The sequence below is a fragment of the Saltatorellus ferox genome (assembly GCA_007751475.1).
Lineage (GTDB): Bacteria > Planctomycetota > UBA1135 > UBA1135.
Genome location: CP036434.1, coordinates 762,516 through 787,852, shown reverse-complemented (window position 1 = coordinate 787,852; position 25,337 = coordinate 762,516). Strand labels below are relative to the sequence as shown.

Sequence of the window (25,337 nt, the reverse complement as noted above, 5' to 3'; positions counted from 1 at the left end):
CCCCTCCGCAGTATGCCCACGTGGTGGGGAGTTGGGAGATCGATTTGCCGTCGTGGCCGGAGCGAGCCCGGTCGCGCACAACGATGGGGTCGTCAGACGGCGCCTGGCTGTTTTGCACGAATCAGTGCCTTCCCGTACCCTCTGCCCATGCGCACTGCCGCCTCCGTCGCCGCCGCCCTATCGTGGCTCTTCATCGCTTGCGCGAGTCAGACGCAGCCATTGCACCCGGAGACGCTTCGCATCGCCTCCTGCCAGATCCTCGTCGATGGCGATCCAGACGCAGCGCTAGAGCGCATCGATGCCGCGCTCTCGATGGCCGCGGCCGACGGAGCGCAGATCGCCTGCTTTCCCGAAGCGTGTCTGCTCGGCTGGGTCAATCCCGAGGCGCACGAGCGCGCGGGAACGCTGGATGGCCCCACCGTGGAACGACTGCGGGGACTTTCGCGCCAGCACGGAATCATGATGGCCGTCGGGCTCGCCGAGCGCTCGGCGGCGGGGCTCCACAACTCAGCCGTACTGATCGATCGTGACGGGGCGCTTCTGCTCGTGCATCGAAAGGTGAACATCATGCGCGGTCTGATGGAGCCAGAGTACGAGCCTGGCCCTGGCGCAGCCGCATCCGTCGTGGAGACGCGGTATGGGAGGATCGGCCTGCTGATCTGCGCCGACACCTTCGAGGCGCCGCTCGTCGATGAGATCGCGCGGTCGCGGCCCGACCTCGTCCTCGTCCCCTACGGCTGGGCGGCGCCCGAGGGCGACTGGCCCCACCACGGACAGAGTCTGCACGCGTGGATCGCGAACACCGCGCGAAAGACCGGAGCGCCTGTCCTCGGCGTGGACTCCGTGGGCTCGCTCGGCCATGGGCCGTGGGCCGGGTTCGTCCTCGGTGGGCAGAGCGCGCTCGCCGGTCCGGACGGAGAGCTCGAAGGCGTCTTGGCAGACCGGGCCGTGGAGGTTCGTGTGTTCGAGTTTGACGTGCTGGAGTGAATTGAGCTCTGGATGGCCGACGGCAGCGCCGCGCGCTGCCGTCGGGATCAGTCTCGACCCAGCAGCTCTCGCAGTCGACGCTTCTGCGTCTCGGTCCAGTCGCTCTGCCTGTAGCGGAACGATCGCTCCAGGGCTGGATCATCCCCTGCGCGGCGGCTGCGGTCCGGTCTTTAGAGCGGCCGCGACCTCGTAAAGCGGAAGGCCGCCGGAGAGGCGGCGCTGAATTCCACCGGTCATTTCGCCTGGATCGCGGCGCGCGGTTTCTCGTGGGCGACCTGACCGGATCGGTCCTCTGGCTTGCCCGATGGGTCGGATCCCAGGAACGGTGGTTCGTGCCGGCGCAGGGCACGAGTTTGATTCATCCGTTAACCTCCCAGCCATGCAGTATCGATGGACAGTGGCCGTGATCTCGCTCGCCATGGCTCAATCGCCCCTCGGTTTGTCCGATGCGGCGCTACTGGCCAGTGAGTCCCATGGCAGCATCGCCCAGGAGCTTTGCAGCCCCCAGGCACGCAAGCCTCTTCTCGCTGTGCTTCCCGAGATCGCGAAGCTCGGCGAGGCTGAACTCGTGACGCAGCTCGGGGACATTCTGCGTCGACTGGGCGCGACCGAGAAAGAGCTCACGTCGTGGCAAAAGAAAGCCGAGCGTCAGCTGGAGCGCGCCGAGGCGCCCGGCAAGCCGCGCGATCGAATGAGCGCGGCCAAGCGACTCCGAGGGGCCGCTGAGAAGCTCGCACGCGAACTCGGGGCGGACGAACCGAATACCCTGCTGGCGTCGATCCTGCTGGAGATCGACGCGACGTCCCAGCCCGCTCACGAAGCGCTCGGGCACGAGAGCTTCAAGGGTCAACTTCTTTCCCCCAAGGCGATCCTCGCGGCGAAGGGAGAGGACGCGGCTGAGGTGGCCGCCAGGACGGCGGAGCTACTGGAGATCGAAGTCACGCATACTTCTCCTTCGAAGCTCAGCCTGGTCCGAAGTATCTACGGCGACTCGTCCCACAGCGTCGAAGCCCACGGCGTGGTCCTGCACGGCGGCATCGACGCGAACCGCCTCGAGCGCGCGCTCCGGCAAGGGCTCAGGGGCCTCGCCTTCACCCGGTGGATCATGACGGGCGAGGTCGAGGTGCCGACCATCATGCCCAAGCGACAGCTGGTCTTCGTGGATAACGATCCCGATTACGACCTCATGCTCGCGGAGGCCCTCGGTCGCAAGGAGATCAACGAGGTCACCTATGGCGATCAAACGAAAGCCAGACTCGGCGGCTTCCCCACGCGCTCTGGCCCCTACGTGATTCGCTGGGAACCCGAGTCGATGATCGCCTCGGATGTCGTCTGGTTCAACGCCCCGAGAATCCTCCCCAGGACGATTCAGCCGACGCTGTTTGCCGGTCATACCAACTGGGTGGCCCTGCGTTTCTTCGGGACGGGGAAACCAGCCGTTCTCTATGGGGACGCTGAACAACGCAGCAAGGAGAGCACCGCCAAGGCGGCCGTTCGTACCGAGACCATGTGGCGAGCGGCGCAGAGCGGCATCTTTGGCGCGCGATCCTGGATCCGGTCCCAGCTCTTGCGCGGTGAGAGAGTGAGCTACAGCCGCGCCGTCGTCGACCAGGAGGGCAAGCTCGGCGGCGAGCCGCTCTTGATCGCCACGCTGGCCGCGGAGTTTCTGCATATCACCGGCGAATTCAAGGCGGTGGCCGAGCATCAACCAGAGAAAGGAGCCACGATCGTCCAGGCCACGGAAGCCGCGTTGAAGGCAGAGATTCCTGCCTTCGATGAGCGTTGGAACGGCTGGCTTATCGGTGAGAACGAGCCAGCGGGTCTCCTACAGCGCCTGGAGCAGAGCGCGCCGGATGGCGAGGCCGAGTTCGCGCTGGACCCCGAGCTGCAAGAGGCCGTCGATCACCTGCAAACCGTTCGCTCGCAGGCGTTCGCCGAGATCAACGCGTTCGTGGAGACCCTGGAGATCGTGCCCCAGCTTTGCGAACAGGCCGCTCTGCACGCCGCCTACCTCGGACTGAACGAAGACCAGAAGACGGCCTGGCCCGACGCCCACGACGAGTATCCTGATCGGGAGGGGTTCAGTTCAGGCGGCGCCTGGGCAGGCGGCCACAGCGTGATCGCTTTCTGCGGAGACGGCGTCGAAGCGGTGGACGAGTGGATGGGCACGTTCTATCACCGGCTGCCTCTGCTGGAGCCGGGACTTTGCGGCGCCGGGATGGCGATCGATCGCGACGTGGTCGTCCTCGACACCGGCTCGCTCGTCAACCAGTACGGCAGCGATGCCTGGATCGCCTGGCCGCCTGCTGGCGCGAAGGACATCCCCCTCGGCTTCGTCCCTGAGATCCCGAATCCCGTGCCCGGTGAGGACCTCGAAAAACTCGGCTTTCCGATCACCGTCCAGGCCTACTTCGGCCAGGCCAAGGAGGACAGAACGCTCCACCTCGAGCTCTTCGAAGGCAGCGACGAGGAGCCCGTGGAAGCGTACTTCATCACGCCGAAGAAGCCGCTCTTCAACCGACTCTCCCCCAAGGACGCGTACTGCCTGATCCCCAAAACCCACCTCTCGGCGCGCACCGAGTATCGGGTCGAGGCGAGGTGCCCGGAGACCAAGGAAGAGCGCGTCTGGCGCTTCCATACGGGCACGTCCACGCGATAGGGGCGTGTGGAGAAGAAACGATCGCCGGTGGCGAGAAGTCCGTGGCGCTATCTCCGTAAGGACGGATCGGCGTTCAGTTCCGCCAGCTCCCGCGCCTGCTCGACCCACCGGTCCCGACGGACCCTGTCGCCGAAGTGCTTGAGGTCCTTGGATAGAGCCTCGATGTCGTCGAGGCCGAGGGACGCGAGCTGCCAGAAGGTGTGGATCCCCTTTTCGTTGAGAACGCCCTCGAGAACTTTTCCGATGCCGCGGATCCGCTTGAGATCATCGGGGTCGACGGGGCAGGCGGAGGCCGGGACCGCGATGTCATCGAGGGCCTCGATGAGTGATACCAGCTCCGGGCTGTCCTGCTCCCAGTCCGCACGCGGGCTCTTCTGTTGAAGTGCGGCCTCTAGATGCGCCCTCCGCTGCTCCAGGGAAGGGGCCATCTCGTCAGCAAGGGTGGCAACGCCCTCCAGATCCACGATCGTCGTGTCATCCCCCAACGAGTAGCTCGCCTCACCGCCAGAGGAACCACTCGCACCCGGCTCTACTTCGAGTTTCTCGAGCAGGAGGTCGAGCTGGTGAGTTTCCTCGTCCAGTTTTTCCCAGGCTGCGACCCAGGCTACCGCCTGCGGAGGCGATGAATTCTCGTCCTGCTTCCTGGTGCGGAGACGCAGGTACATGCTGGCGCCGACGCATCCTGCGATGACCAGCAGCGAGATCATGGCTTCGGTGGCATGGGGCATCGGCATGGAACGTTGACAGTGGTCGACTGGGCGCGACCGAAATCTGGCTACATTTCGGCCAAGTTTGGCGCGCGACACCGAGGTTGGACCATCCTGGGGCAAGCACTGCCCCATGGGCGGCGGAGCCGCCGGGATCAGTCCTGCCCGGTCAGGTCGCGCAAGCGATCCACCTGCGTCTCGGTCCAGTCGCTCCTCCGGTAGCGGAAGGACCGTTCCAGCGCCTGGATCATCGCTTTCGCAGCAGCGGACGTTCGCACACCCGAGCGACTCTCCGACCCCTTCACCAGCCCATCGATTCGCGCTTCGGGGCTGCCGCACGACTCGTAGAGCCGGGCCAGCGCAGCGGACGAGACCGGCGGCTCTCCGTGGCCGATGAGAACCAGGCGTCCGAAGCCGCCCGCGCCCAGCAGCCAGGGGGTGCCCGGAACGTTGGCGATGAAGCGCAGGTAGCTCTCGCCGGAACTCACGGTGCCCACGCGGCGTCCGTCATGCGCCGACCAGATCTCGACCCGGCCGCTCACCGTGCAGGTGCTGACGAGGCCCGGAACGGGACCCGCGGCGATCGCGTTCAGCCCGCTCTTGCGGGCGATTCCCTGGGCAGCTTTCCAGTCGCGGGCGTCGAGCCGCGCGCCGGTTTCAGCGTCGACGACGCGGACCATGCCGTCGATCCCCACGACGAAGAGCTCTTGTTCCTGAAGAGCGAAACGCCTGGCCGTGTCCCCCAGGGAAACGCTCCAGGCGACGTCCGTATCCGTTCCTGCGAGCGCACTCAGTGTCCCCTCTCGATCGAGCACGAAGACCGCGCGACGATCCGGGTGGGCGGTCATCTGCACCGGCGATCCCGAGGCCCCGATCGTTACCCGTGTCAGCGGCGACGGCGCCGTCCCGGGCGCTTCGATCCACGCCCTGATCGCGGCGGCCTCCGCCCGCCAGAGGGCCAGTCGTGGACTCGAGGCGGCAGAGTTTTCCTGCCCCGCGATCCACAGCGAACCATCCTTGAGCCAGCAGCTCCGGAGGGTCTTCATGGGCGGCTTGGACGCATCGCCGAGGTCGAGTTCGCCGACGACCGTCTCCGCTTCCAGGTCGATGATCAGGTTCGCTACGCAGGCGAATCCACCGTCGGGGTGCACGTTCGGCTCCAGACCGGACTCGTACGCTCCGAGTGGCACCGCAAAGGACCTGCCGACCTCGAGATCGAAGAAGCTCACGAGCCCGTCGTTGGAAGCCACCGACACCCAGCGACCGTCGGCGGAGACCGTCGGGGACGCGAGGTTGCCGATCGCCGGGGGAAGATCGATTCGACCGTCGTGGTCCTTCTTCGAATGGCAAAGGACCTGCGCGTCGAGCGTGGCGGTCATGAACCAGGGCGTCTGCGAGCCAAAGAGGCCGATCGGCTCCGCACGCAGCCCGCCGAGCCAGCGCACGACCGCCCCGCTCTTCACGTGCACGATCGCGACGGAGCCACTCTCGGTGGCCACGGCCAGGAGATCACGGTCGTACGGATGACGCGCGATCTTCAGCACCGCGCTCTCCAGGCCGACGCGCACTCGCGTATGGCCGGTGAGCGCTGCTTCAAGGTCGAGCTGGCCCGCCTCGCCGCCACTCGCGAGCAGCTGACCACCCTCGGCGAGGAGGCCGCGGATGCGCCGGAAGTGCATCGCGACCTGCTCCAGCGGTCCGTCCCCTGCGCTGCCTCGGATCACCTGACCACCTGTCGTCCCGAAGACGAAATCCGTCGCTGATAGCGCTTCGAGCGAATCCACGCGCGGGACCGGTATTGCCTGCCTCCAGCGCTCCTCCCCCGTTTCGGCGTCGAGCGCCACCAGCACGTTATAGCCGTCCAGAACGAGCGCGGTCCCGCCGTCGGGAGAGAAGCGCAGCATGGTCGCGCGGTCAGGCAGCGGGAACAACGTAAGAGGCACGGCACCGTCGACGGACGCCGAATCGAGGGGAAGTCGCATCAGGGAGCGTTCCCCTCGCGTGATCCAGCACAGATCCCCGTTCGGATGAAACTGGATGTCGATGGCGCTCGCCTCCAGCGTGCGACGGACGCGAAGGCCCGGCCCGGGCTCGTCCGTGCTCTCGAGGAGCACGATCTGCTCGCGACCGAAGACGGCCGACATGCCGCGTTCATCGGAAGCCGCGAAACCCTGGGGCGACCCGCCCACGAGCTCGAACTCCAGATCGAGGGCCGTCGCATCACGTCCGATGCGCTGGGCGAGGTGCTGCCACATCCATCCGCGATGGGCCTCGTCCACGTCGTCGAGCGCGGTCGCTGCACCGCTCGTATCACCGATTCGAAGGGTCGCCTCGGCGCTGGCGACGCTCGCCTCGGCGGCGCGCCACTCGGCAACATCACGGGCCTCGCCGATCGCCGTGTTCGCCTCGCGCAGCTGCACGATGTAGAAGCCCGCTCCGAGACCGAGCGCGAGCAGCGCGCCCGCCAGGGTCACCGAGAGCGCGCGGTTGCGGCGCACGAAGAGGCGCGCGAGGTAGAGCGGGCTGGTGGTGGCGCGGGCGCGAACGGGCTGGCCCTCGAGGACGGCGCGCAGGTCGTCCGCCAGGTCCGCGGCCGTTGCGTAGCGCTCCTCGGGCAGCTTGGCGATCGCCTTGCGAACGACGCGCTCCAGGTCGTCGGAGAGGTTCAGCGATCCGTCCCGCAGCGGCAGCGGATCCCGGTGCAGGATGTCCTCCATCAACGAGCGACGGTCGTCGATCTCGAAGGCCGAACGGCCGCTGAGAACCTCCAGGAGGAGAAGCCCGATGCCGTAGACATCGCCGCGGCCATCGGTCTGCCCGCCGAACGATTCGGGCGGCATGTAGCGCAGCGTGCCGACGATGTCGGTGTCGCGCGTGAGGCTCGCGTCGCCGTCGACCTTGCAGAGGCCGAAGTCCGTCAGCAGCGTCGTGCCGTCGCGCTCCAGAAGAACGTTGGCGGGCTTGATGTCCCGGTGGAGGACGCCCTCGGAATGCGCGTAGCTGAGGGCATCCGCCAGGCGATGGGCGATCGCGACGGACGCGCGCTCACGATCGGAGAGACGGATGAGACCGCTCCCGCTCGACGAAGAGACGGAGGTGGCGGCGCCGAGCCGCTGCAGCGCATCGCGCTTGAAGCCCTCGTCGTCGCCCCTGAGGCTTCGGAGCACCTCGTCGAGGCCGATGCCGTCGACGCGGCGCATGGCGTACCAGAGGATGCCCTCGTGGGATCCGGAGCCGAAGACCGGCACGATCGACGGGTGATCGAGTCGCGCCGCCGCCCTGGCCTCGCGCGCGAAGCGGACGCGGACGCGCTCGTCGGCCGCGGCGTACATGGCTTTCAGCGCCACGACCCGGCCGAGCCCTTCCTCTTCGGCCTCGTAAACGACGCCCATACCGCCGCGGCCGATGACGTCACGGATCACGTAGTGGCCGACGCGCTCGCCGAGGGCGAAGGGACCATCCATGCGCTGGCTCGCCCGCGCCAGGACGCCCATTCCCTTGAGCACCGGCAGCAGCATCTTCGCCGGGACCGAGGGGCAGTTGGCGGCGTAGGCCTCCGGCGTCAGGCGCGGCTCACGGACGAGGCGCTCGCGATAGACCTGGGCCAGGCGATCGATCTCGATGGCGAGCTCGAGTTCGTCGTCCGACGGTTCTTCGGGATCCCTGATGGCCGGGTGTTCGGAGTCTCTGATGGCCGGGTCTTCGGAGTCTCTGTTGGGCGGAGGCACCATGGCAGAAGCTTACGCTGGTTCGGGAGACGAGAGCCGGAAGAGTCCGACCCATCCCAGCATCAGGAGCACGCCGCCGATCGGGGTTACCGCTCCCAGCCAGCGCGGGCCGCCCAGGGCCATGGCATAGAGGGTTCCGGAGAAGATGGCGATGCCAGCGGCCAGGCTCCAGGTCACGAGTCGAGCCGGGGCTTGCAGCGCCAGGCTCACCGCGCCCGCCGCCGCCAGCGCGACCGCATGAACGAGGTGGTAGAACGTCGCGGTCTTCCACCAATCGAGCCGCTCGGCGATCGCCGCCGGGTCGAGCGAGCTCGACTCGAAGTACCCCTCCAGCCCGTGCGCTCCGAAGGCGCCCAGCCCGACGCCGAGGAAGCCGAGAATCGCGGCGACTCGAATTGGGGCAATGGACGGGCTGGATTCGGCGGAAACGGGATTCATGGAGTTTCGTTTCGAGAGAGTCGGGATCAAAGAAGAGGCACCGCGCGGATTCCGGAACCGGCCCCCCGAAGCGGGGTACGTTTCATTGAAGCACCACGGCTCCGCACAGCCACCGGTTTTCTCCTACTCGCACACGCGCATGATCCTTCTTTCCACCCTGAGTCTCCTCGGCCCCATCGCCCTGGCTGCCGCACCTGCCCTCCCGCAGGTGAAACCGCTGACGAAGCAGCAGGCGCCCACGGTGGCCAGCCTCGGGGGAGACCTGGTGACGCCCTTCCTGGCACCGATGACCGGCAGCGCCGTCTCGGGCCGCATGCTCCAGATCACGCTCAACCTGCCCGGGCAGACCTGGCAGGAGACCTTCATCGTTGGCATCCCGTCGAACATGCAGACGCCTGCGCCCGTGCTCACCCTGTTCCACGGCTACGGAGAAGAGCCGGTGAACGTGCTCCAGAACACGACCCTGGCCGCGGACGCCATGGCGCGCGGCTGGCTGGTGTTCATCCCGCTCGGCGCGCACAAGTACAACTACGGCATCGACTACGCCCAGGAGAACATCGAGCTCGCGTTCGAGTTCTTCGCGTCGCGCCTGCCCGTCGACATGGACCGCGTCTACGGCGTCGGTTTCTCGATGGGCGGCGGCGCCGCCGCCAGCTACGCCGCGCGCCACCTGGACCCGAACGGCATCCAGTTCGCCGCGATCGTGAACCACACGGGCACGACCTCGCTGCGCGCCACCTACCAGACGTCGAACGACTACAACCTGTTCCAGAGCCCGCTGATGTTCGGCGGCACCCCGGACAGCGATCCGTTCCGCTACCTCCGTAGCTCGACCGTCGACATGGACATGGTCGCGGGCACCGTGGACCTGCGGGGCGCGCTCAGCTCGAACCTCAGCCACGTTCCTGTGCGCCACTGGTACGCGACGATGGACGTCAACGCGACGATCGTCGAGCAGACGCTCGCGCTCGACCAGGCCATGAGCCAGGAGGGCTCCGACACCGGCGTCGTGCCGCGGCCCTACGCGATTCACTCGTGGTCGACCCTCGACAACACCGTGGTGCTCGACTGGCTCGAAGGCCAGCGCCTGACCCGCCCCGCCGCCGGCGAGGTCACGAAGACCGTCGCCGACCGCGACGGGCGCTGGCACGATCTGGACATCCGCCAGGTCGCGGGCGACGAGCTGACGCCGATCCTCTGGTCGGTCCAGGCCCAGGCGAACGCGCTCTACCTCATCGATTCGAAGAACCTCGCCGAGGTCGCGATCGACGCGCCAGCCGCTGGGCTCGACATGAGCCGCAACCTTCTGGTCGTGTTCCAGATCAAGGACAGCTCGGTCACCGACATCGTTCTGCGCGGCGTCGACCAAATGCCGACCAACGTCATCCGACGCGGGACCGCCACGCCACCCTGGACCTACGACGCGACGGAGAAGACGCTGACCTTGCACGAGCTGAACGGCATCGCCGGCTGGTCGTCCTGGATCATCGTTCCCTGATCGAAGAGAGCGGCCCTCTACGAGATCGCAACTGGTTGTTTCGCTCAACGCTGACAGAGTCTATCGAGAGCGGCCCGTTACGCTGGGGCCATGAAAGCCTCGCATCTCGCCCTGCTCACCCTCGTACTCGGCCTCGCCGTCGGGTTCGCCATCGGTGCTGTCCTGAACGGCTCGGAATCCAAGGCCGCTGGCGCGCCCACCGTGGGCATCACCCAGGCGGCCTCGGTCACGCCTGACGTCGCGGACGCAGCTGGCGACGACCGCCTGAGCCAGGTGGGAGAACGCCCCGTTTCCGACGGACCCGCCCAGATCGCGGCCCGGTCGACCTCTGGCTCGACGGCGGGACCTGGCGCGCGCACCGCTGCGCGCAAAGCCATCTCGACGACTGCCTCGAAGTCAGCGGAGGACACGTCCGCCTGGACCCACACGATCCACGGCGTGGTGCTCAACGCCGACGGCGATCCCCTGCCGGGCGTGCAGATCGTCAGCTTCAACCGCGAGACCAAGGGCTGGCGAGGCCTGATGCAGGCCCGGGATACGAGCGAGGTCGGTCGTGCCTGGGAGGGACTGCCAGACGTCGAGGCCAAGCTGGCCGAGCAAGCGGAGACCCTCATGGCGGACAGGCTCCACGCCTCCACCGCCATCTCCGATGCGACCGGAGCCTTCACGCTCGAGAAGCTCCGCGAGGGCGTGCATGCGGTGCAGGCCCACGCCGAGGGCTACGTCTTCTCTCCGCAAATGACCCACACCGGTCGGGAGTGCGTGTTCTCCGGGGAACGAGTCGTCGAACTCGAACTCGATGTTCGACTTCCCGACGGGACCCAGCCCGAGAGCGCCGTGGTCTTTCCCGGGGCGTCCAACTTCGGATCCGAAATCGCCTGGACCTCCGAGTCACCTCGCTTGCGCCTGAAGGAGGCTTCCTTCGAGCTCATCGTGCGCAGCGGCAACGTCCAGCGATTGGACTGGCGCTCGATGACCTCGGATTTCGAGTCGGAGCCGCGCATGGTGAACGTGGACACCGAGGGAGCCGGGCCGCTGGTCGTGGAACTACGCGCCAACCAGATCCTTCGGGTGAAGGTCGAGGATGCGTCCGAACTCGTGCCGAGAATTCCGATCTGGGTCAAGGCGATGCCCGCACCCGGCGGGAGCGGCGAGATCGACTGGAGCGAAGAGAGCCGCACCGCCCTCACCGCCGTGCCGTCCGGCGACTTCGAGGTCAGCGGCATGCCGGGTGGCAAGTACCTGCTCGCCGTGGGGCGAGGCGAGGGCAACGCGCCCGAGATCACTCGGCCAGTCACCGTGGGTCCCGGTCTCACCGAGGTGAGTCTCCAGATCGGCGAGGCAGACCTCGGCGATTTCCTCGTGGTGCGCTGCGAGCGTGAGGACGGAACGCCCGTCGACAAGGTCAGCTTCGACGCTTCGGTCCAGACGGAACGCTTCGCTCGGCCGGTTCAGATCAAGCCCGAGCGCCGAGCGCGTGGCGAGTACTGGCTTCCGCGCGGACAGCTCTTCCAGTCCGAGCAAGACGCCTCGGTCGAGCTCGCCGCGTCCACGGAGACGGACGGCAGTGCCTCCACCACGGTCGAGACGGGCGACGGAGACGTCGTCATCGAGTTCAAGCCAGCATGCTCTTTGGAGATCCAGGTCCAAGGGGATCTGACCGCCGGTTATTCGGTGCACGCGGCACCCAAGGCCGAAGGCTCCCAGGGGCAACGCCTCTCGTACCGGACCATGTCCCGCGGATCGCAAAAGGTGAAGGAGGACGGTCGCGCCGTCCTGAACGCCCTTCAGCCGGGGACCTACGAGGTGGCCGTCTACGAGACGGGACACGACTCAAAGATGGGCGGCTACCTGGGAAATTCCAGGAAGGTCGTCTCGGAGACGATCGAGGTAAAGGGCCTGAATCAACCGCTGAATCTCGCTATCCCGACGGCCCATACCGTGATGGTTCGCGCGGAAGGCGTCGACGCCGGCAAGAAGCTTCAGCTGTCGCCGAAGGACGGCGGCTACCGCGATCGTCTGACGGCCGACGTCGGGCCGGACTCGATGGCACGCTTCGAGAACGTCTTCGCCGGGGAGTACGTCCTTCGGCTGGACGGCGGGTCGGACTCCAAGTCGATCACCGTTCCGACGGGCGAGGTCCAATTCGTCACCAAGATCGTCTATGCCCTGAAGGTCCGCTCCCTGGAAGAGGGCGGTCCCGCCGCTCTCGCGGGATTCCAGAAGGACGACCTCGTGACAGAGATTCGGGGCAAAGCGGTCAGCGGATGGCAAGACCTCTTCGCACTGACGAAATCCGCCGCCGTCGAGTCCGTTCCGGTGACCGTTCTGCGCGGGGGTCAGTCCACCGGGCTTTCGATCGGCCCGGTGGGCGAAGAGGACGGCAAGCCCAAGTCCCTCGGCATGAACCTGACGCCTGAGTCGAAGTAGCTACTGTAGCACGACGAGCACGCTGCGCTCGACGCGGTCGACCCAGCGTTCCTTGTACGGCGCGAGCATCCCCATGTCGTAGCGCGTGGCGCCCTCGGCCTCGGCGCGCTCCAGGTGCAGCATCTGGAGCGCGGTCCCCAGCCCGAGAGAGCGCGCCTCTTCCGCGAAGCTCATCTGGTAGCCGCGGTAGTGGTGCGCGCGCGTGAAGCCGAAGTGATAGGCGAGGTCGACGCCGCCCTGCGACACGAAAGTGAGCCGCAGCTCGCCGCTCGCGTGCAGATCGCCGAGTAGCCGACGATAGAAGTCGCGGTAGACGGGGGTCGAGAAGATGTCCTCGCCCTTGGCCGCCTTGTGGGAGCGTTGCTGGATGTCGAGGATCCGCGCGTAGGTGTCGTCTGGCGCCAGGGTCAGTCCGTCCGCGACGTCGGCGCCCGCCGGCAGCCGCGCGCGTCGCGCCGAGCGCTGGAAGTTCTTCGAGCGGCGGGCGAGCCAGCCTTCGATGCCGCCCTCCGATAGATCGATGATGCAGGACTCCGTGCCCTCCTGTTCCGCGCGGGCACCGAAGCCGTCGGCGCCTTGCAAACCGCGGAGCCGTCGATGCAGCTCGCTGCCCACGGGCACCCCACCCACGAGGATCGCGCGGAGTTCGCGTCGATGCCGCTCGATCACTCGGAGCAGAAGATCCGCGGCGGCCGCGGGCTCCCCCACCAGCGGGCAGGCGAACATCCACGTGCTCTCGAAGGGCAGGTACGCACCCGGAATCTCGTACTCGATCAGCGCGAGCCAGGCCTCCTCGCTCCGGTAGATCAGGTGCCGGCGCGGCTCGTCGCCTCCGCGGTTCATGGAGTCATGGGCCGCGATCTGCCACGGCGAGAGCCAGCAGCTCCCCGCCAGATCCCCGGACCCGAGGACCGCGGCGTCGAACTCGCGGCGCGCCTCCACGAACTGGCTGTACTCGAGCCGCTCCATGGGAGCGAGTATGGTCCAGCCCGCCGCGACGGGGCTTACCGACACGCCATTTCCGACTCGCCCCCGGTTTCGGCAACTCGAGTTTCGGCAACTCAAGTTTCGGGGCCACAAGGGTCGGCCCCCGGAGGCCGGACGCACTAACCTGTTCGCTCCGGGGGGCTCTCCACGCCCCCACTTGCACCCCTTCGACGTACCGACGCGCACCGCCCATGTCCTCCGCCAAGATCACCTGGACCAAGATCGACGAGGCCCCCGCCCTCGCCACCCACAGCCTCCTCCCCGTCCTCGAGGCCTTCACCCAGGGCACCGGCGTCGAGATCACCACGGCCGACATCTCCCTCGCCGGCCGCATCCTCGCGAACTTCCCCGAGAAGCTCACCGAGGACCAGAAGATCCCGGACGAGCTGAAGCGCCTCGGCGACCTCGCGAAGACGCCGGACGCGAACATCATCAAGCTGCCGAACATCAGCGCTTCGATCCCGCAGCTCCAGGAGGCGATCGAGGAACTCCAGAGCCAGGGCTACGACGTTCCCTCCTACCCCGAAGAGGCGGCCACGGCCGAGGACAAGGAGCTCCAGAAGCGGTTCGCCGTCGTGCTCGGCTCCGCCGTGAACCCGGTCCTCCGCGAGGGCAACTCCGATCGCCGTCCCGCCGTTTCCGTCAAGTCGTTCGCCCAGAAGCACCCGCACGGGATGATGAAGGACTGGCCTGCCTCCGGCTCGAAGTCCCGCGTCGCGCACATGGAGGCGGGCGATTTCTTCGCGAGTGAGAAGTCCACGACGCTGGCTGCGCCGACGACCGCGCGCATCGAGTTCACCGATCACGCGGGCGAGACGATCGTCCTCAAGGACGGCATCGCGCTCCTCGAGGGAGAGGTCATCGACGCCGCGACCATGAGCGTCTCGATGCTGCGCGACTACTACGCCGCCGAGATCGAGAACGCGAAGCGCGACGGAGTGCTGCTGTCGCTGCACCTCAAGGCCACCATGATGAAAGTGTCCGACCCCGCGATGTTCGGCCACTGCGTCGCCGTCTACTTCAAGGACGCGCTCGACAAGCACCACGCGGAGCTCGCCGAGATCGGCGCGAACCTGGCGAACGGACTGAGCGACGTGCTGGAGAAGCTCGACCGCCTTCCCGAGGCCAAGCGCAAGGAGATCGAGGCCGACATCGCCGCGTGCTACGAGACCGGGCCCGCGCTCGCGATGGTCGACTCGCGCAAGGGCATCACGAACCTCCACGTGCCGAACAACGTCATCATCGACGCATCCATGCCGGTCGTCGTCCGCGACGGCGGCAAGATGTGGAACCGCGAGGACAAGCTCCAGGACACCGTCTGCCTGATCCCGGATCGCAGCTACGCCACGCTGTACCAGGCCGTCATCGAAGACTGCCAGGCGAACGGCCAGTTCGACCCGGCCACCATGGGCAACGTCGCCAACGTCGGCCTCATGGCCAAGAAGGCCGAGGAGTACGGCTCCCACGACAAGACGTTCTTCGCCGCTGCGGGCGGCGTGATCCGCGTCGTGGATGCCAAGGGTGAGCTGCTGCTGGAGCAGCCGGTCGAGGAAGGCGACATCTTCCGCATGTGCCAGACGAAGGACGAGGCGATCCGGGACTGGGTCAAGCTCGGCGTGACGCGCGCGCGCACGGCGGGAACGCCCGCGATTTTCTGGCTGGACGCGGACCGCGGGCACGACGCGGAGCTCCTGAAGAAGGTCCACGCGTACCTGAAGGACCACGACACCGACGGCCTCGACATCCAGATGATGCGACCGGTCGACGCGATGGCGTTCTCGCTCGCGCGCGTGCGCAAGGGCGAGGACACGATCTCGGTCACGGGCAACGTGCTGCGCGACTACCTCACGGACCTCTTCCCGATCCTCGAGCTCGGGACGAGCGCGCGGATGCTGTCGATCGTTCCCCTGCTCCAGGGCGGCGGGCTCTTCGAGACCGGCGCGGGCGGTTCGGCGCCGAAGCACGTGGAGCAGTTCCTCCAGGAAGGGCACCTGCGCTGGGACTCACTCGGCGAGTACTGCGCGATCGTGCCGTCGCTGGAGAAGGCCGCGGAGACGTCGGGTAACCAGACCGCGGCGCTCCTGGCCGAAACCCTCGACGAGGCGATCGGCGAGTACCTGGAGAACTCGCGCTACCCCTCGCGCAAGGTCGGCGAGATCGACAACCGCGGGTCGGCGTTCTACCTGACGATGTACTGGGCCCAGGCTCTCGCCAGGCAGACGAAGGACGCCAGGGTGAAGGCACGCTTCGAACCGGTCGCGAAGGCGCTGACCGAGAACGAGGACAGGATCAACGCGGAGCTCCTGGCAGCCCAGGGCAGCCCGGTCGATCTCGGCGGGTACTACCACCCGAGCGACGAGAAGACGGCGGCTGCGATGCGACCGAGCGCGACGTTCAACCGGATCATCGCCGAGATCGCCTGAAGTGGGCCAGGCGGCGAGACGGGCTGGGAAAGCCAGCTCGCTGCATGGAGGGACCCCAAAGAGGCGAGTCCCGGAGGGTGAGAGCGTGCGAGGCACTCTCACCGACCGGGCTCTGCGAGCCGGGACAACGGGCTGGGAAAACGAGTCGGACTTTGGGCCCAGGGGAATCTGGGCCCAGCGGGGCAGGAGCGAACGGCCCCGAGCGAGAGGCGCATGACCTCGGGTCGGGTCGATCCTTGCGGATCTGCCAGGGACAAGCGAAGGGCGTGCCAAGTCGCAGACCCTTTGGGGAACTTCATGGAGGGTCCGTCATGCTGCCGTCATCTGGGTCCGCACCAGGCGCGTCCCAGAACGAGGACAACGAAGTGAGCGGTTCCGAACACCCGGTGTCCTCAGCCAGCCGGATGGCGCACTCAGGGGTCACCCAGGCGGCAGCAGGGTTTGTTCGCAGCCTTCCCGCCTCGATCTTTCCAGACATGAACGGCCCGCTCGCGTTCCCGGGAAATGAAAGAGGCCGCCCCCGTTGCGAACAAGGGCGACCTCGCTTCCGATTCCTGCGCTCCCCCCGCACCTGGTTCCTCGCGAGCGATCGCGTGTGAGGAACCCGGCATCGCGGGTTGCTTCCTGAACGACGGGGCTAGTGGGGATCTTCCTGCTGGTCACCCTTCAAGAGCTCACGAATACGTGATTCGTACTCTTCCTGGGTGGGAGCGGCCGGAGAGCCCTCTCGGGCACCCTCCGAGGTGCCGCTGGGGTTCGTTTCCCGGCCATCCGATGGGGCATCGGCCCCGCCGAGGCTTTCGATCAGGAAGTTGTAATACGCCTCCTGCTGGGCCGCGTCGGCGTCCGTCGGTCGCACGGGCGGTGGCGCCTGGAGGCCCAGGTCCCGGGCCCTCTTGAACGACTCGGCCATGGCCGCGACGTCCTCGGACGGTGCGTCGGTGAGCAGGTTCGCGAACCCGCTCGCCAGGCGGTCCATCGAGTCGCCGCGGGCGTGGTAGGACTGACGCAGGCACTCGGCGAACTGCGCGCTCAGGGCGCCCAGCCGGAAGCCGGCCGAGGCCGCTCGGAAGGAGGGAGCGAGGGACTCCTCGTAGCGAACCAGGGTCTCGGTCTCCCGCGTCTCCGTGGTGCGAGCCCCCAGGACTATCGGGTTCATCGGCTTCCAGCGCAGGCGAATTTTCGCCAGCGCAGCCGCGGCGTCATCGACGTTCGAGCCCAGCTCCAGCTCGTAGAAGCAGGTCACCTGGTGCCCCGCGCCCACCTCGCCCGCATCCACCGCGTCGTTGCGGAAGTCACGGTCGGCGACGGCCCGGTTCTCGTAGCCGAGCTGTCGCCAGCGCAGCACGGCCGCGCCGTCGAACTCGACCTGGATCTTCAGGTCCTTCGCGACGGTGACGAAGCCGCTGACGAAGCGCTCGACGATCGCGCGCCGCGCGTCAGCGGCGTCGGCGACGTAGTCGCAAACGCCCTGGCCCTTGTCGGCGAGCTGCTCGAGGAACACGTCGCTGTGGTTCGACATACCGACGCCGATCGTGTTCAGGAACACGCCCCGGTCCGCGTACTCGGAGATCTCGGTCGCGAGGCGATCCTGATCGGTCTGTCCCAGGTTGGCGACGCCGTCCGAGAGGAAGATCACGCGCTTCTGGGCCTCGGGATGCGCGCTTCCGCCGAGGCTGAGCTGATAGCCGAGCTTGAGCCCCGCCTCCGCGTTGGTCCCGCCGTCGGGCATGAGCCCGTAGAGCGCTCCCTCGATCGTATCGGCCTCGGTCGCGGGCGTCGGCGGCAGGATCTCGCGAGCCTCGTTGCTGAACCCGACGATGGCGAGCGTGTCGCGACCATCGAGCTGGTTCACCAGCAGCCGGAGCGAGTGCTTGACCAGCTCCAGGCGGTTGTCCGTGCGCATGGACCCCGACGTATCGATGACGAAGGTCAGCGCGAGCGGCGGGCGCTCCTCACGGGTGATGTCCTTGGCGCGCACGCCGACGCGCAGGAGCCAGCGGTCTTCGCGGCCACCGAACGGGCTGGGGGCCAGCTCGCCGTACACGGCGAACGTGTCCTCGAGAGGCGCAGCGAGGTCGGGCTTCGCGAAGTTCACGAACTCCTCGGTGCGGATCTGATCGCGCTCCGGGAGGAATCCCTCGCGGAGCATGCGGCGGGCCAGGGTGAAGCTCGCCGTGTCCACGTCGGCCGCGAAGGTCGAGAGTGCGTCGTTGCGGGTGACCACGAAGGGGTTGTCGCCCCAGAAGCGGAAGAACATGTCGCGCGGGCGCTCGTTCGGAACGCGCGTGGACGTCACGGTCGTCGTTCCCTGACGAAGGTCCGACTCCGGACGGCGGGTCCGCGCATCCTTGTCGCGCGACGGCGCCATCCGACGGGAGGACTCATCCTCGAAGGCGACCTCGGGAGCGGGCGTCATGGCTCCCGCTGACCCTGGCGACGGACGACCGGATTCTCCGCCCATCAGTGCGAGCCCTGCCGGCTCTTCCCCACGCCCCAGGAAGAAGTCGTCCGACCAGGACGTGACGGCGCCGTCTCGTCCGCCTCCGCCCGCACCCCGGCGCGCCTCGACACCAGCGGACACCTTCGCAGCGGGTGGAGCCTCGTTCGCAGCGGGGCGCTTGCTGCGGGAAGCCTGCGGCGCGCCGTAGCCAAGGGCGCGCAATGGGCTAGCCCGATCGGCCTCGACCTTCTGAAGGCGTGGCTCCGGAGACGGGGCCGTGACCAGAGAACTCGAGACCGCCGCGACTTCCGCTTCCGGCTCCTCCAGAAGCGCCAAGTCCGTCTCTTCTCCACTCGGCCGGAAGGCGGCGCCTTCCATGTCCTGGTCGAGCCAGGCCAGCTCCTCTTGCAAGCGCTTCCCGGAGCGATCATCGGGGGCCTTTTCGACCGAAGCGACCTCGGCATCGCTTCCGCGGGGCGCTTGCCGGTTGACGTACAGCGTTCCCACGGTCAAGAGCACGGTGGCGGCCGCGGCGAACTTGACCGAGTTCGACGCGTACCAGGGTCGCGGTCCACGCTTCACGGGCTGCAGCGTGACGTCGCTCGCTCCGGGCGCGGCTTCCCTGGCGGCGGCCTGCAGCTCCTCCAACTGCGCCGTCGAAAGGGAAGCGCTCTCCTCGGCGGACGATCCCTGATCGGAGCCCGAGAAGGCCCCCTGCACCAGCGCGACCGTCGCGTCGAGCTCGGCCTTCTGGGCGCGCAGCGCCTCCGAGCCTGCGAGCGCGGCCTCGACCTCCGTGCGCTCGGCCTCGTCGGCCTCGCCAAAGACGTACCGGCAGAGCAGGTCGTACATGCGACCTTCACCGTCTGCCTCGTGATCCGTTCCGTTCGTGTGTTCGTGGTTCATGGCTGTGTTCTCTCCTGGCTCAAGCTTCGAGAAGCGGGCTCAGCTCGCGGGCGAGCGCCTTCATCCCCTGGCTGATCAACCAGCCGACCGTTCCGACCTTGCGCCCCGTGATCGAGGCGATCTCCGCGTAGCTGCGCTCCTCCAGAAGCCGCAGCGTCACCGCTTCCCGCTGGTCCTCGGGGAGCTTCTGGAGCGTCCGCTCGACCGCGCCGCGCGTGTCCCGGGCATCGACCGCGGCGAGCGCGGGATCCTCGGGTGAACCGTTTTCGGGCAGGCCCGCGTCGACCTCTCGATCGCGCCGGCGTGTATCTGATCTCAGCATGTCCAGGCACCTGTTCCTCGTGACTCGGTGGAGCCAGGCGCCCAGCTGAACCGACTCATCGTCGGGATCCGGCGGGTTTCTGGCGACCTTGAGAAACACCTCCTGAACGGCGTCCTCTGCCGAGCCAGCGCTGCCGCGCCCCGAGAGGAGCATCCGAGCATGCCGCAAGAGTGCGTCCTGATAGCGTTCGACGAGCCGCGTGAAGGCGGGTACGTCCCCCGCGCGGTGGGCGCGCAGGAGGTCGACGTCGGAGGGCAACGGAGGTTCGGATTCGGCCATCTGGGAGGGTGTTCTCGGGGGAGGAACGTCGCCGCAGCGGAGCGTCTTGGGCCTTTCGCTCGAAAAGCGCCGGGCCGACCGCGCGGCCCTCCATCCTGACCCCGAGAGGGCTGATTCCACGGAGTTTTCTGGCCCGCGTGGCCGGACCACATCCACGTCGGCGGGCACGAGTGGCCCGAACCGCCCCGAACCCTCCCGGCCCGACCGGCGCGGCGGCCGGGGCGATAGACTCCAGCCTCGACCGCTCACTCCTTCGAGCTCTGGCCACAAAGCATGTCATCCACGCTCCGATCCCCCGTCCGATTCCTGCTGGAGCGCTGGATCCAGCGCGGCGTGCTGCACCAGCTCGCCCTGATGGCGGCCCTCATCGCGAGCACGGCCGTCGTCGGCGGAATCGCGGCGTGGCTCTTCACGCCGCAGTTCACGTCGCCGGGCACGGCGATCTGGTGGTCGTTCCTGCGCCTGACCGATCCGGGTTACCTCGGCGATGACGAGGGGACGGCGCTGCGAGTGATCTCGACGATCGTGACGATCCTCGGCTACGTGCTGTTCATGGGCTCGATGATCGCGGTCATGACCCAGTGGCTCTTCGGCACGATGCGTCGACTGGAGAGCGGGCTGACGCCGATCTCCATGCGCGAGCACGTCGTCGTTCTTGGATGGACCAACCGGACGCCCGAGATCGTGCTCCAGCTGATGACGGCGCAGGGCCGCCTGAAGCGCTTCCTGGAGCGGAGCGAGGCCAGGAAACTCCGCATCGTCGTGCAGGCGGAGGAGGTGGATGCCGAGGTGAGGGGCCGCCTGCGAGATCACCTCGGCAAGCACTGGAACGAGGGTCAGGTCTTCCTTCGGTCGGGCTCCGCGCTGAACGCCGAGCACCTGAAGCGACTGGACCTCGACCGTGCGTCGGTGGTGTTGATCCCCGGGGCGGATTTCGCGATGGGAGGTGCCGACGCGTCCGATGCGCGCGTGATCAAGACGCTCCTGACGGTCGATAAGCTCCAGGGCGATCTCGCGGCCGAGCAGCGGCCCTTCGTCGTGGCCGAACTCTTCGACGCGCAGAAGGTCCCGCTCGCAGAGGAGTCGTTCGAGGGTCCGCTCGAGGTCCTCTCCAGCGACCAGATCATCAGCCGACTCCTTTCCCAGAGCCTGCGCCATCAAGGCCTCGCCAGGGGACTCATCGGCCTTCTCTCCCATCGCCGCGGCAACTCCATGTACGTTCGCGGATTCCCGGAGCTGCGGGGTAGGACACCTCGCACGTTGTTCGGAGCCTTCCCGAAAGCGATCGTCCTCGGCTCGATTCGATCGGGAGCCACGGGGCCGACGGCGGATCTCGATCCCCGCTCGGACGTGCCGCTCGGAGCGGAGGATCTCCTCGTCCTCCTCGCCATGACGTACGACGACTGCGCGGCCGTCGCGACGGGCCTCGCCGCGCCCTTGGACGTGGCCCAGAACGTGCCTGCCGGCGAAGCAGAGCCGTCACCCACACCAGCGGTTGCGGAGAAGACCCATCGAATCCTGGTGCTTGGCTGGAGCCACAAGCTGGGATCCCTGGCGAGGGAACTCGTGGCGTCGCGCTCCGGTCACTTCGACGTCACGGTCATGTCTCGATTTCCCGCAGAGGAGCGTCGACGCTGGCTCGAAAGCGCGACCGCCGGGTCAGACCGCGTCCGGTTCCGGCACGTCGAAGGCGACTATTCCATCGCGTCCGAACTCGACGCCCAGGATCTTCAGAGCTTCGATCATGTGGCTCTTCTCGCCAGCGACTGGATGTCCACCTCCGAGCAAGCGGATGCGCGCACCGTGCTCGGCCATGTGCTCGTGCGCTCGCGACTGCGCGGCGTGCAGAACGGCCCGGAGGTGATCGTCGAGTTCCTGGATCCGAAGAACTGCGACCTCTTCGAGGAGCGCTGCGGCGAGTTCCTGGTCACGCCTCAGGTGCTCAGCTACCTGCTCGCTCACACGGCGATGCGTCCGGAGCTGGCGGCAGCCTACGAGGAACTCTTCTCCTCCCAAGGCGCGGAGATCAGCCTCCAGAGCGTGGAATTCCTGGGCCTCGCCGAGCGCTCGCTCACGTTCCCGGAAGTCCAGCAGGCTGCTTTCGCGCGCGGAGTGACGGCGCTCGGGATCCTCCCCGAGGGAGGCGACCCGAGACTGAACCCGGACCGCAGCGAAGTCCTCCATCTGACGAGAGCCGACCGCATCCTCGTGCTGACCTGCGAGTAGCGCCGTCGCCCCTCTCCCTCGTTCCAGGCGGTGTCGCCACGAAGGTCAGGTCCGTGGGCGAAACTGCGGAATGGCGCCATTGGGAAAGGGCCATGGTGGCCTCGATCGTCCCACTGGAGAGAACTCGGAAGCGGGCACTCCCAGGGCGGTTAGCCTCAACCTTCGCCTCGGAGCACGCTGCGATGGGGCCGACCTCTACTCCGACCTGCCATGGACATGCGCCTCGCACCGAACCAAGAAGATGATCTGCCATTCGAACCGCGTACTCGCCAGAGATGGACGACCGGGCGACGTGCCGGGCGATCCTCCCTCATGCCGCTGCTCGTGCTCGCGGCTCTATGCCTCGTGGGAGCCGCGTGGTTCGCGCTGCGTGATCCCGCTTCCGCTGCGACCGGTGGCGTGACCCTGGGTGCGGAGCCGATGGGAGAGCCCGATGCAGAGGCTCGGTCTCCGGGGGGAGAGGAGATCGGAGCGCTATCCAGCTCGCAGCAGGATGAGAGAATCGCACTGGAGGAACTTCGGCCGGAGACCGAACTCGCCCCGTCCGCCGACGCCCAGGGGCTTTCAGCGCAGGGCACGTCCTCGGAGGAGGCCCCTGTGGCACTTGCGGGTCGTATCGTGCTCTACGAGAACGGCGTCCCCCTGGAGACGGCGCTCAACGGCACCGCCCACCTGCGCGCCTGGAGCGCGAATCGCGGCCAGGCGCTGCGCGCACCGCTGATCGATAGCCGCTTCGAGGTCAGGATGCGCCAGGTCGATGGCGGCGTCGAGCTCATCGCAGGTGGCGAAGTCGTCCTTGGACTGACGAACCAGGTGGAGCGTTTCACCGTGGAGGTGCCCGACGTCGACGGCCTCGGCGGACTTCTCTTGCACGACCCCGCAGACGCCGAAAACGTGGTGAGATCCGTCACGTTCGCGCCCGGGACCCTCGATGCCACGGTCCCCGTCCGCGGCTCGGCCGCGGTCAGTCTGGAGGTCGTCGCGGAAGGTTCGGGAGCCCACCTCGCCGACGTGGATGTGCTCTTTGCGAACTCCGCCCTCGTGGTCGCCACGTACCCCAGGGGACAGTACACGGCGAAGCTGGCCGAGGCGGAGAGGTCGCCCGTGCTGCTCCAGCCGAGCGGCGACGCCGCCCAGGCCCAGGCCGCCACGCTCCTCGTGGGCGCGCGTGGCTACGCGTGGAAAAAGGTGAGTGTGGACCTGACGACGGTAGGAGAGCGCAGGGTCGAGCTTTCGCCCGCTGGCAGTCTCGAGCTGGCTTGCGAGGGGCTTCTCCCGAAGGATGCCAGACTGAGGCTCCGGACCAGCAATGGCCTCTTCGCCGACATGCAGCTACGCGCAGAGTCCACCACTCTGGCGGGGCTCCCACCCGGCAGCTATCGGGTGGGCCTCGAAGTCGGCGACTGGTTCAGCCAACCCGCCGTGCTGGCGGAGCAAGAAATCGAGATCGTCGCTGGTGAGTCAACCGACGTCCGTCTGGTCCTGGAGGCCCGGGCGGCTGCGATCGTGGCGCCACTCTCGGGCACGCTCATCGTCCCCGCAGCCTGGGAGATCCCGCAGAACTCGGTGACCCTCAGGCGCATGACGCCTTCGGTGACGGGGGCTCGAGCGACCTCGAGCTTCAAGGGCAAGCGCCTTTCCGAGGTGCCCGGAGAAGACGGGCACTTCGCGTTCGCGAACCCTGAACTGGAAGTCGGCACCTACGTGATCACGCACTTCCAGCTGAACTGGGCCCAGGTCTTCGAGCACCCGCCGGAGGGGACGCTCGACTACCGCCTGGAGGTGCCTCCCCCGATCGAGGTGACCGTGCGCGTTGTTCAAGAAGGGACGAACGAGACGCCCGAGGGGATCGAGCGCGTCATCTGGTGTCCGGTCCGCCCCGAAGGCGTGGAGTTTGGATCGATGGCGACGGCGGGAAAGGACGCAGCCACGGGCCTGTTTCACCTCCGCGTGCCGGAGGGCAAGTTCACCGCAAGCGCGCGCCAAGCCGGCTTCGCTTCCGAAGACGTCGTGCTCGACACGGCGTCGGGCTCCGAGTTCACCCTCAGCGTTCGGCCGCTGGCCGTGTGCCACGTGGAGCTCCGCAGCGAGGGCAAGCTCGTTCCCTGGCCCGACACCTACTCGCTTACGGCCATCGACCCCACGGGCAAAGCGACGAAGGTGGACCTCGCCATGAGCGGCGCCGAACGATGGTTCCGAGTGGAAACCCCGGGCGTCTATCGCGTCCAGGGACCAGAGGTCGACGGCTTCCTCGAGCCAGCGCCGGTCAGCGCGGACCTGGTCCTCGGAGAGGATCGAACCCTGGTCATCGAGCTGACGGCGAAGTAGAGGGCCACACCTTCCTTCACGGTACCGACCATGGCGGGACCCAGGAGCCGGACCGCCAACCCGGCGTCTCCGGTTGGGGTAAACTTCCCTCCCCATGGACGGTGAGAACACGAACGAACCGGGAGGAGGTCTCTCCGGACCAGCCTCCGTCGTGCTGAGACTCCTCCTGGGACTTTTCGGCTTACCGTTCCTCACGTTCGGGTTTCTGACCGTTGTGGGCTCCCTCTACAGCCTGTTCACGGGCGGCTCCATCGGCGGCCCACTGCTGGGAATGGTGTTCGGGTTTCCGTTCCTGGCCGTCGGTGGCGCCTTCGTCTGGATCGCGGTCCGGGGTCCGAAGGGTCTGCCCGAAACTGTCCGAAGACGGACCGGCGCCCGCCTCGACCAGGTCCAACGCTCGGTCCAAGAAGCGGCAGAGCAGGCCGGTGCAGACCCCCGAGCGGTCCGCGAGGCCATGGCGAAGATCCGCCCCATGTCTTCCCCCAGGCAAGACGCCTACCCCCGCTGCCCGGAGTGCAGCGCGGGCCTCACCGACGCGACTTTGATCTCACCCGGCGGCGACGTCCGGTGCGACCACTGCCGGACGTGGTTCAAGGTAGAGAGGTGAATCTTGGCGGTACCGAACCTGACCCAAACCCGCCACGTTTCGATTGGAAGGGATGGCGGTACCGAACCCGACCCAAACCCGCCACGTTTCGATTGGAAGGGATGCTCTTCGATTCGAAACGTGGCGGATTTGGGTCGGGTTCGGTACCGCCAGGTTCGGGACTGGGTGGTGAACAGACGTTCGAGCGTGTACCGGCCGGAAGGATCGAGGTGCGCCAGCGGCAGGGCCTGGACGAATACGATCCGAAAGCGTGGCGACGGATCGGTGAGGTCGACGTCGCGGTAGGGGAGCAGGCGGAGCTCAGGCTCGAAGAGACAGATTGATGCCGGCGGCGGAGCGCGCTGCGCGCACTCCAGGTAAATTGGTGCG

The 25,337-nt window shown here is 67.4% G+C and carries 15 protein-coding genes; 9 read left to right on the top strand and 6 right to left on the bottom strand.

The genetic code is table 11. The features are described from left to right. Window positions 1-147 precede the first annotated feature (147 nt). Window positions 148-987: a carbon-nitrogen hydrolase family protein gene (locus Poly30_RS02950; RefSeq protein ID WP_419190892.1), complete on the top strand. Its 840-nt coding sequence runs from the start codon at window positions 148-150 to the stop codon at window positions 985-987. Window positions 988-1,366: 379 nt separating this feature from the next. After that, window positions 1,367-3,646 carry a CAP domain-containing protein gene (locus Poly30_RS02945; protein WP_145194531.1) on the top strand — a complete coding sequence of 760 codons (2,280 nt, stop codon included), beginning with the start codon at window positions 1,367-1,369 and terminating at the stop codon, window positions 3,644-3,646. Between the two features lie 47 nt (window positions 3,647-3,693). On the opposite strand, the gene Poly30_RS02940 is transcribed toward Poly30_RS02945, so the two are convergent. From Poly30_RS02940 to Poly30_RS02930, 3 genes are all read right to left on the bottom strand, one after another. Further along, window positions 3,694-4,374 (bottom strand): hypothetical protein, encoded by a 681-nt coding sequence (locus Poly30_RS02940; RefSeq protein WP_145194530.1) that lies wholly within the window; start codon window positions 4,372-4,374, stop codon window positions 3,694-3,696. A gap of 134 nt (window positions 4,375-4,508) precedes the next feature. Continuing rightward, window positions 4,509-8,084: a protein kinase domain-containing protein gene (locus tag Poly30_RS02935; RefSeq protein WP_145194529.1), complete on the bottom strand. Its 3,576-nt coding sequence runs from the start codon at window positions 8,082-8,084 to the stop codon at window positions 4,509-4,511. Between the two features lie 9 nt (window positions 8,085-8,093). Next, a complete protein-coding gene (locus Poly30_RS02930; RefSeq protein ID WP_145194528.1) occupies window positions 8,094-8,519 on the bottom strand; it encodes a DUF423 domain-containing protein in 426 nt (141 codons plus the stop codon). Between the two features lie 139 nt (window positions 8,520-8,658). Here Poly30_RS02930 and Poly30_RS02925 point away from each other — a divergent pair, with 139 nt between their 5' ends. Both Poly30_RS02925 and Poly30_RS02920 read left to right on the top strand, forming a co-directional pair. Further along, complete coding sequence (locus Poly30_RS02925; protein WP_145194527.1) at window positions 8,659-10,017, top strand: alpha/beta hydrolase family protein; 1,359 nt, start codon at window positions 8,659-8,661, stop codon at window positions 10,015-10,017. A 90-nt stretch (window positions 10,018-10,107) separates the two neighbouring features. After that, window positions 10,108-12,447, top strand: a complete 2,340-nt coding sequence (locus tag Poly30_RS02920; RefSeq protein WP_145194526.1) for a PDZ domain-containing protein — start codon at window positions 10,108-10,110, stop codon at window positions 12,445-12,447. Here the strand turns inward: Poly30_RS02920 and Poly30_RS02915 are convergent, their stop codons facing one another. Further along, complete coding sequence (locus tag Poly30_RS02915) at window positions 12,448-13,416, bottom strand: GNAT family N-acetyltransferase (RefSeq protein ID WP_145194525.1); 969 nt, start codon at window positions 13,414-13,416, stop codon at window positions 12,448-12,450. A 209-nt stretch (window positions 13,417-13,625) separates the two neighbouring features. On the opposite strand from Poly30_RS02915, the gene Poly30_RS02910 reads away from it, so the two are divergent. Next, window positions 13,626-15,857, top strand: a complete 2,232-nt coding sequence (locus tag Poly30_RS02910) for an NADP-dependent isocitrate dehydrogenase (RefSeq protein ID WP_145194524.1) — start codon at window positions 13,626-13,628, stop codon at window positions 15,855-15,857. A gap of 637 nt (window positions 15,858-16,494) precedes the next feature. On the opposite strand, the gene Poly30_RS02905 is transcribed toward Poly30_RS02910, so the two are convergent. Next, window positions 16,495-19,206, bottom strand: coding sequence for a YfbK domain-containing protein (locus Poly30_RS02905; RefSeq protein WP_145194523.1), 2,712 nt, complete (start codon window positions 19,204-19,206; stop codon window positions 16,495-16,497). A 19-nt stretch (window positions 19,207-19,225) separates the two neighbouring features. Beyond that, a complete protein-coding gene (locus Poly30_RS02900) occupies window positions 19,226-19,807 on the bottom strand; it encodes an RNA polymerase sigma factor (protein ID WP_145194522.1) in 582 nt (193 codons plus the stop codon). A 273-nt stretch (window positions 19,808-20,080) separates the two neighbouring features. On the opposite strand from Poly30_RS02900, the gene Poly30_RS02895 reads away from it, so the two are divergent. From Poly30_RS02895 to Poly30_RS02880, 4 genes are all read left to right on the top strand, one after another. Then, window positions 20,081-22,033 carry a CASTOR/POLLUX-related putative ion channel gene (locus Poly30_RS02895; protein WP_145194521.1) on the top strand — a complete coding sequence of 651 codons (1,953 nt, stop codon included), beginning with the start codon at window positions 20,081-20,083 and terminating at the stop codon, window positions 22,031-22,033. 312 nt (window positions 22,034-22,345) lie between these two features. Further along, a complete protein-coding gene (locus tag Poly30_RS02890; RefSeq protein ID WP_145194520.1) occupies window positions 22,346-24,361 on the top strand; it encodes a hypothetical protein in 2,016 nt (671 codons plus the stop codon). A 94-nt stretch (window positions 24,362-24,455) separates the two neighbouring features. After that, window positions 24,456-24,968 carry a zinc ribbon domain-containing protein gene (locus Poly30_RS02885; protein ID WP_145194519.1) on the top strand — a complete coding sequence of 171 codons (513 nt, stop codon included), beginning with the start codon at window positions 24,456-24,458 and terminating at the stop codon, window positions 24,966-24,968. A gap of 101 nt (window positions 24,969-25,069) precedes the next feature. After that, window positions 25,070-25,291: a hypothetical protein gene (locus Poly30_RS02880; RefSeq protein ID WP_145194518.1), complete on the top strand. Its 222-nt coding sequence runs from the start codon at window positions 25,070-25,072 to the stop codon at window positions 25,289-25,291. Window positions 25,292-25,337: the final 46 nt, after the last annotated feature.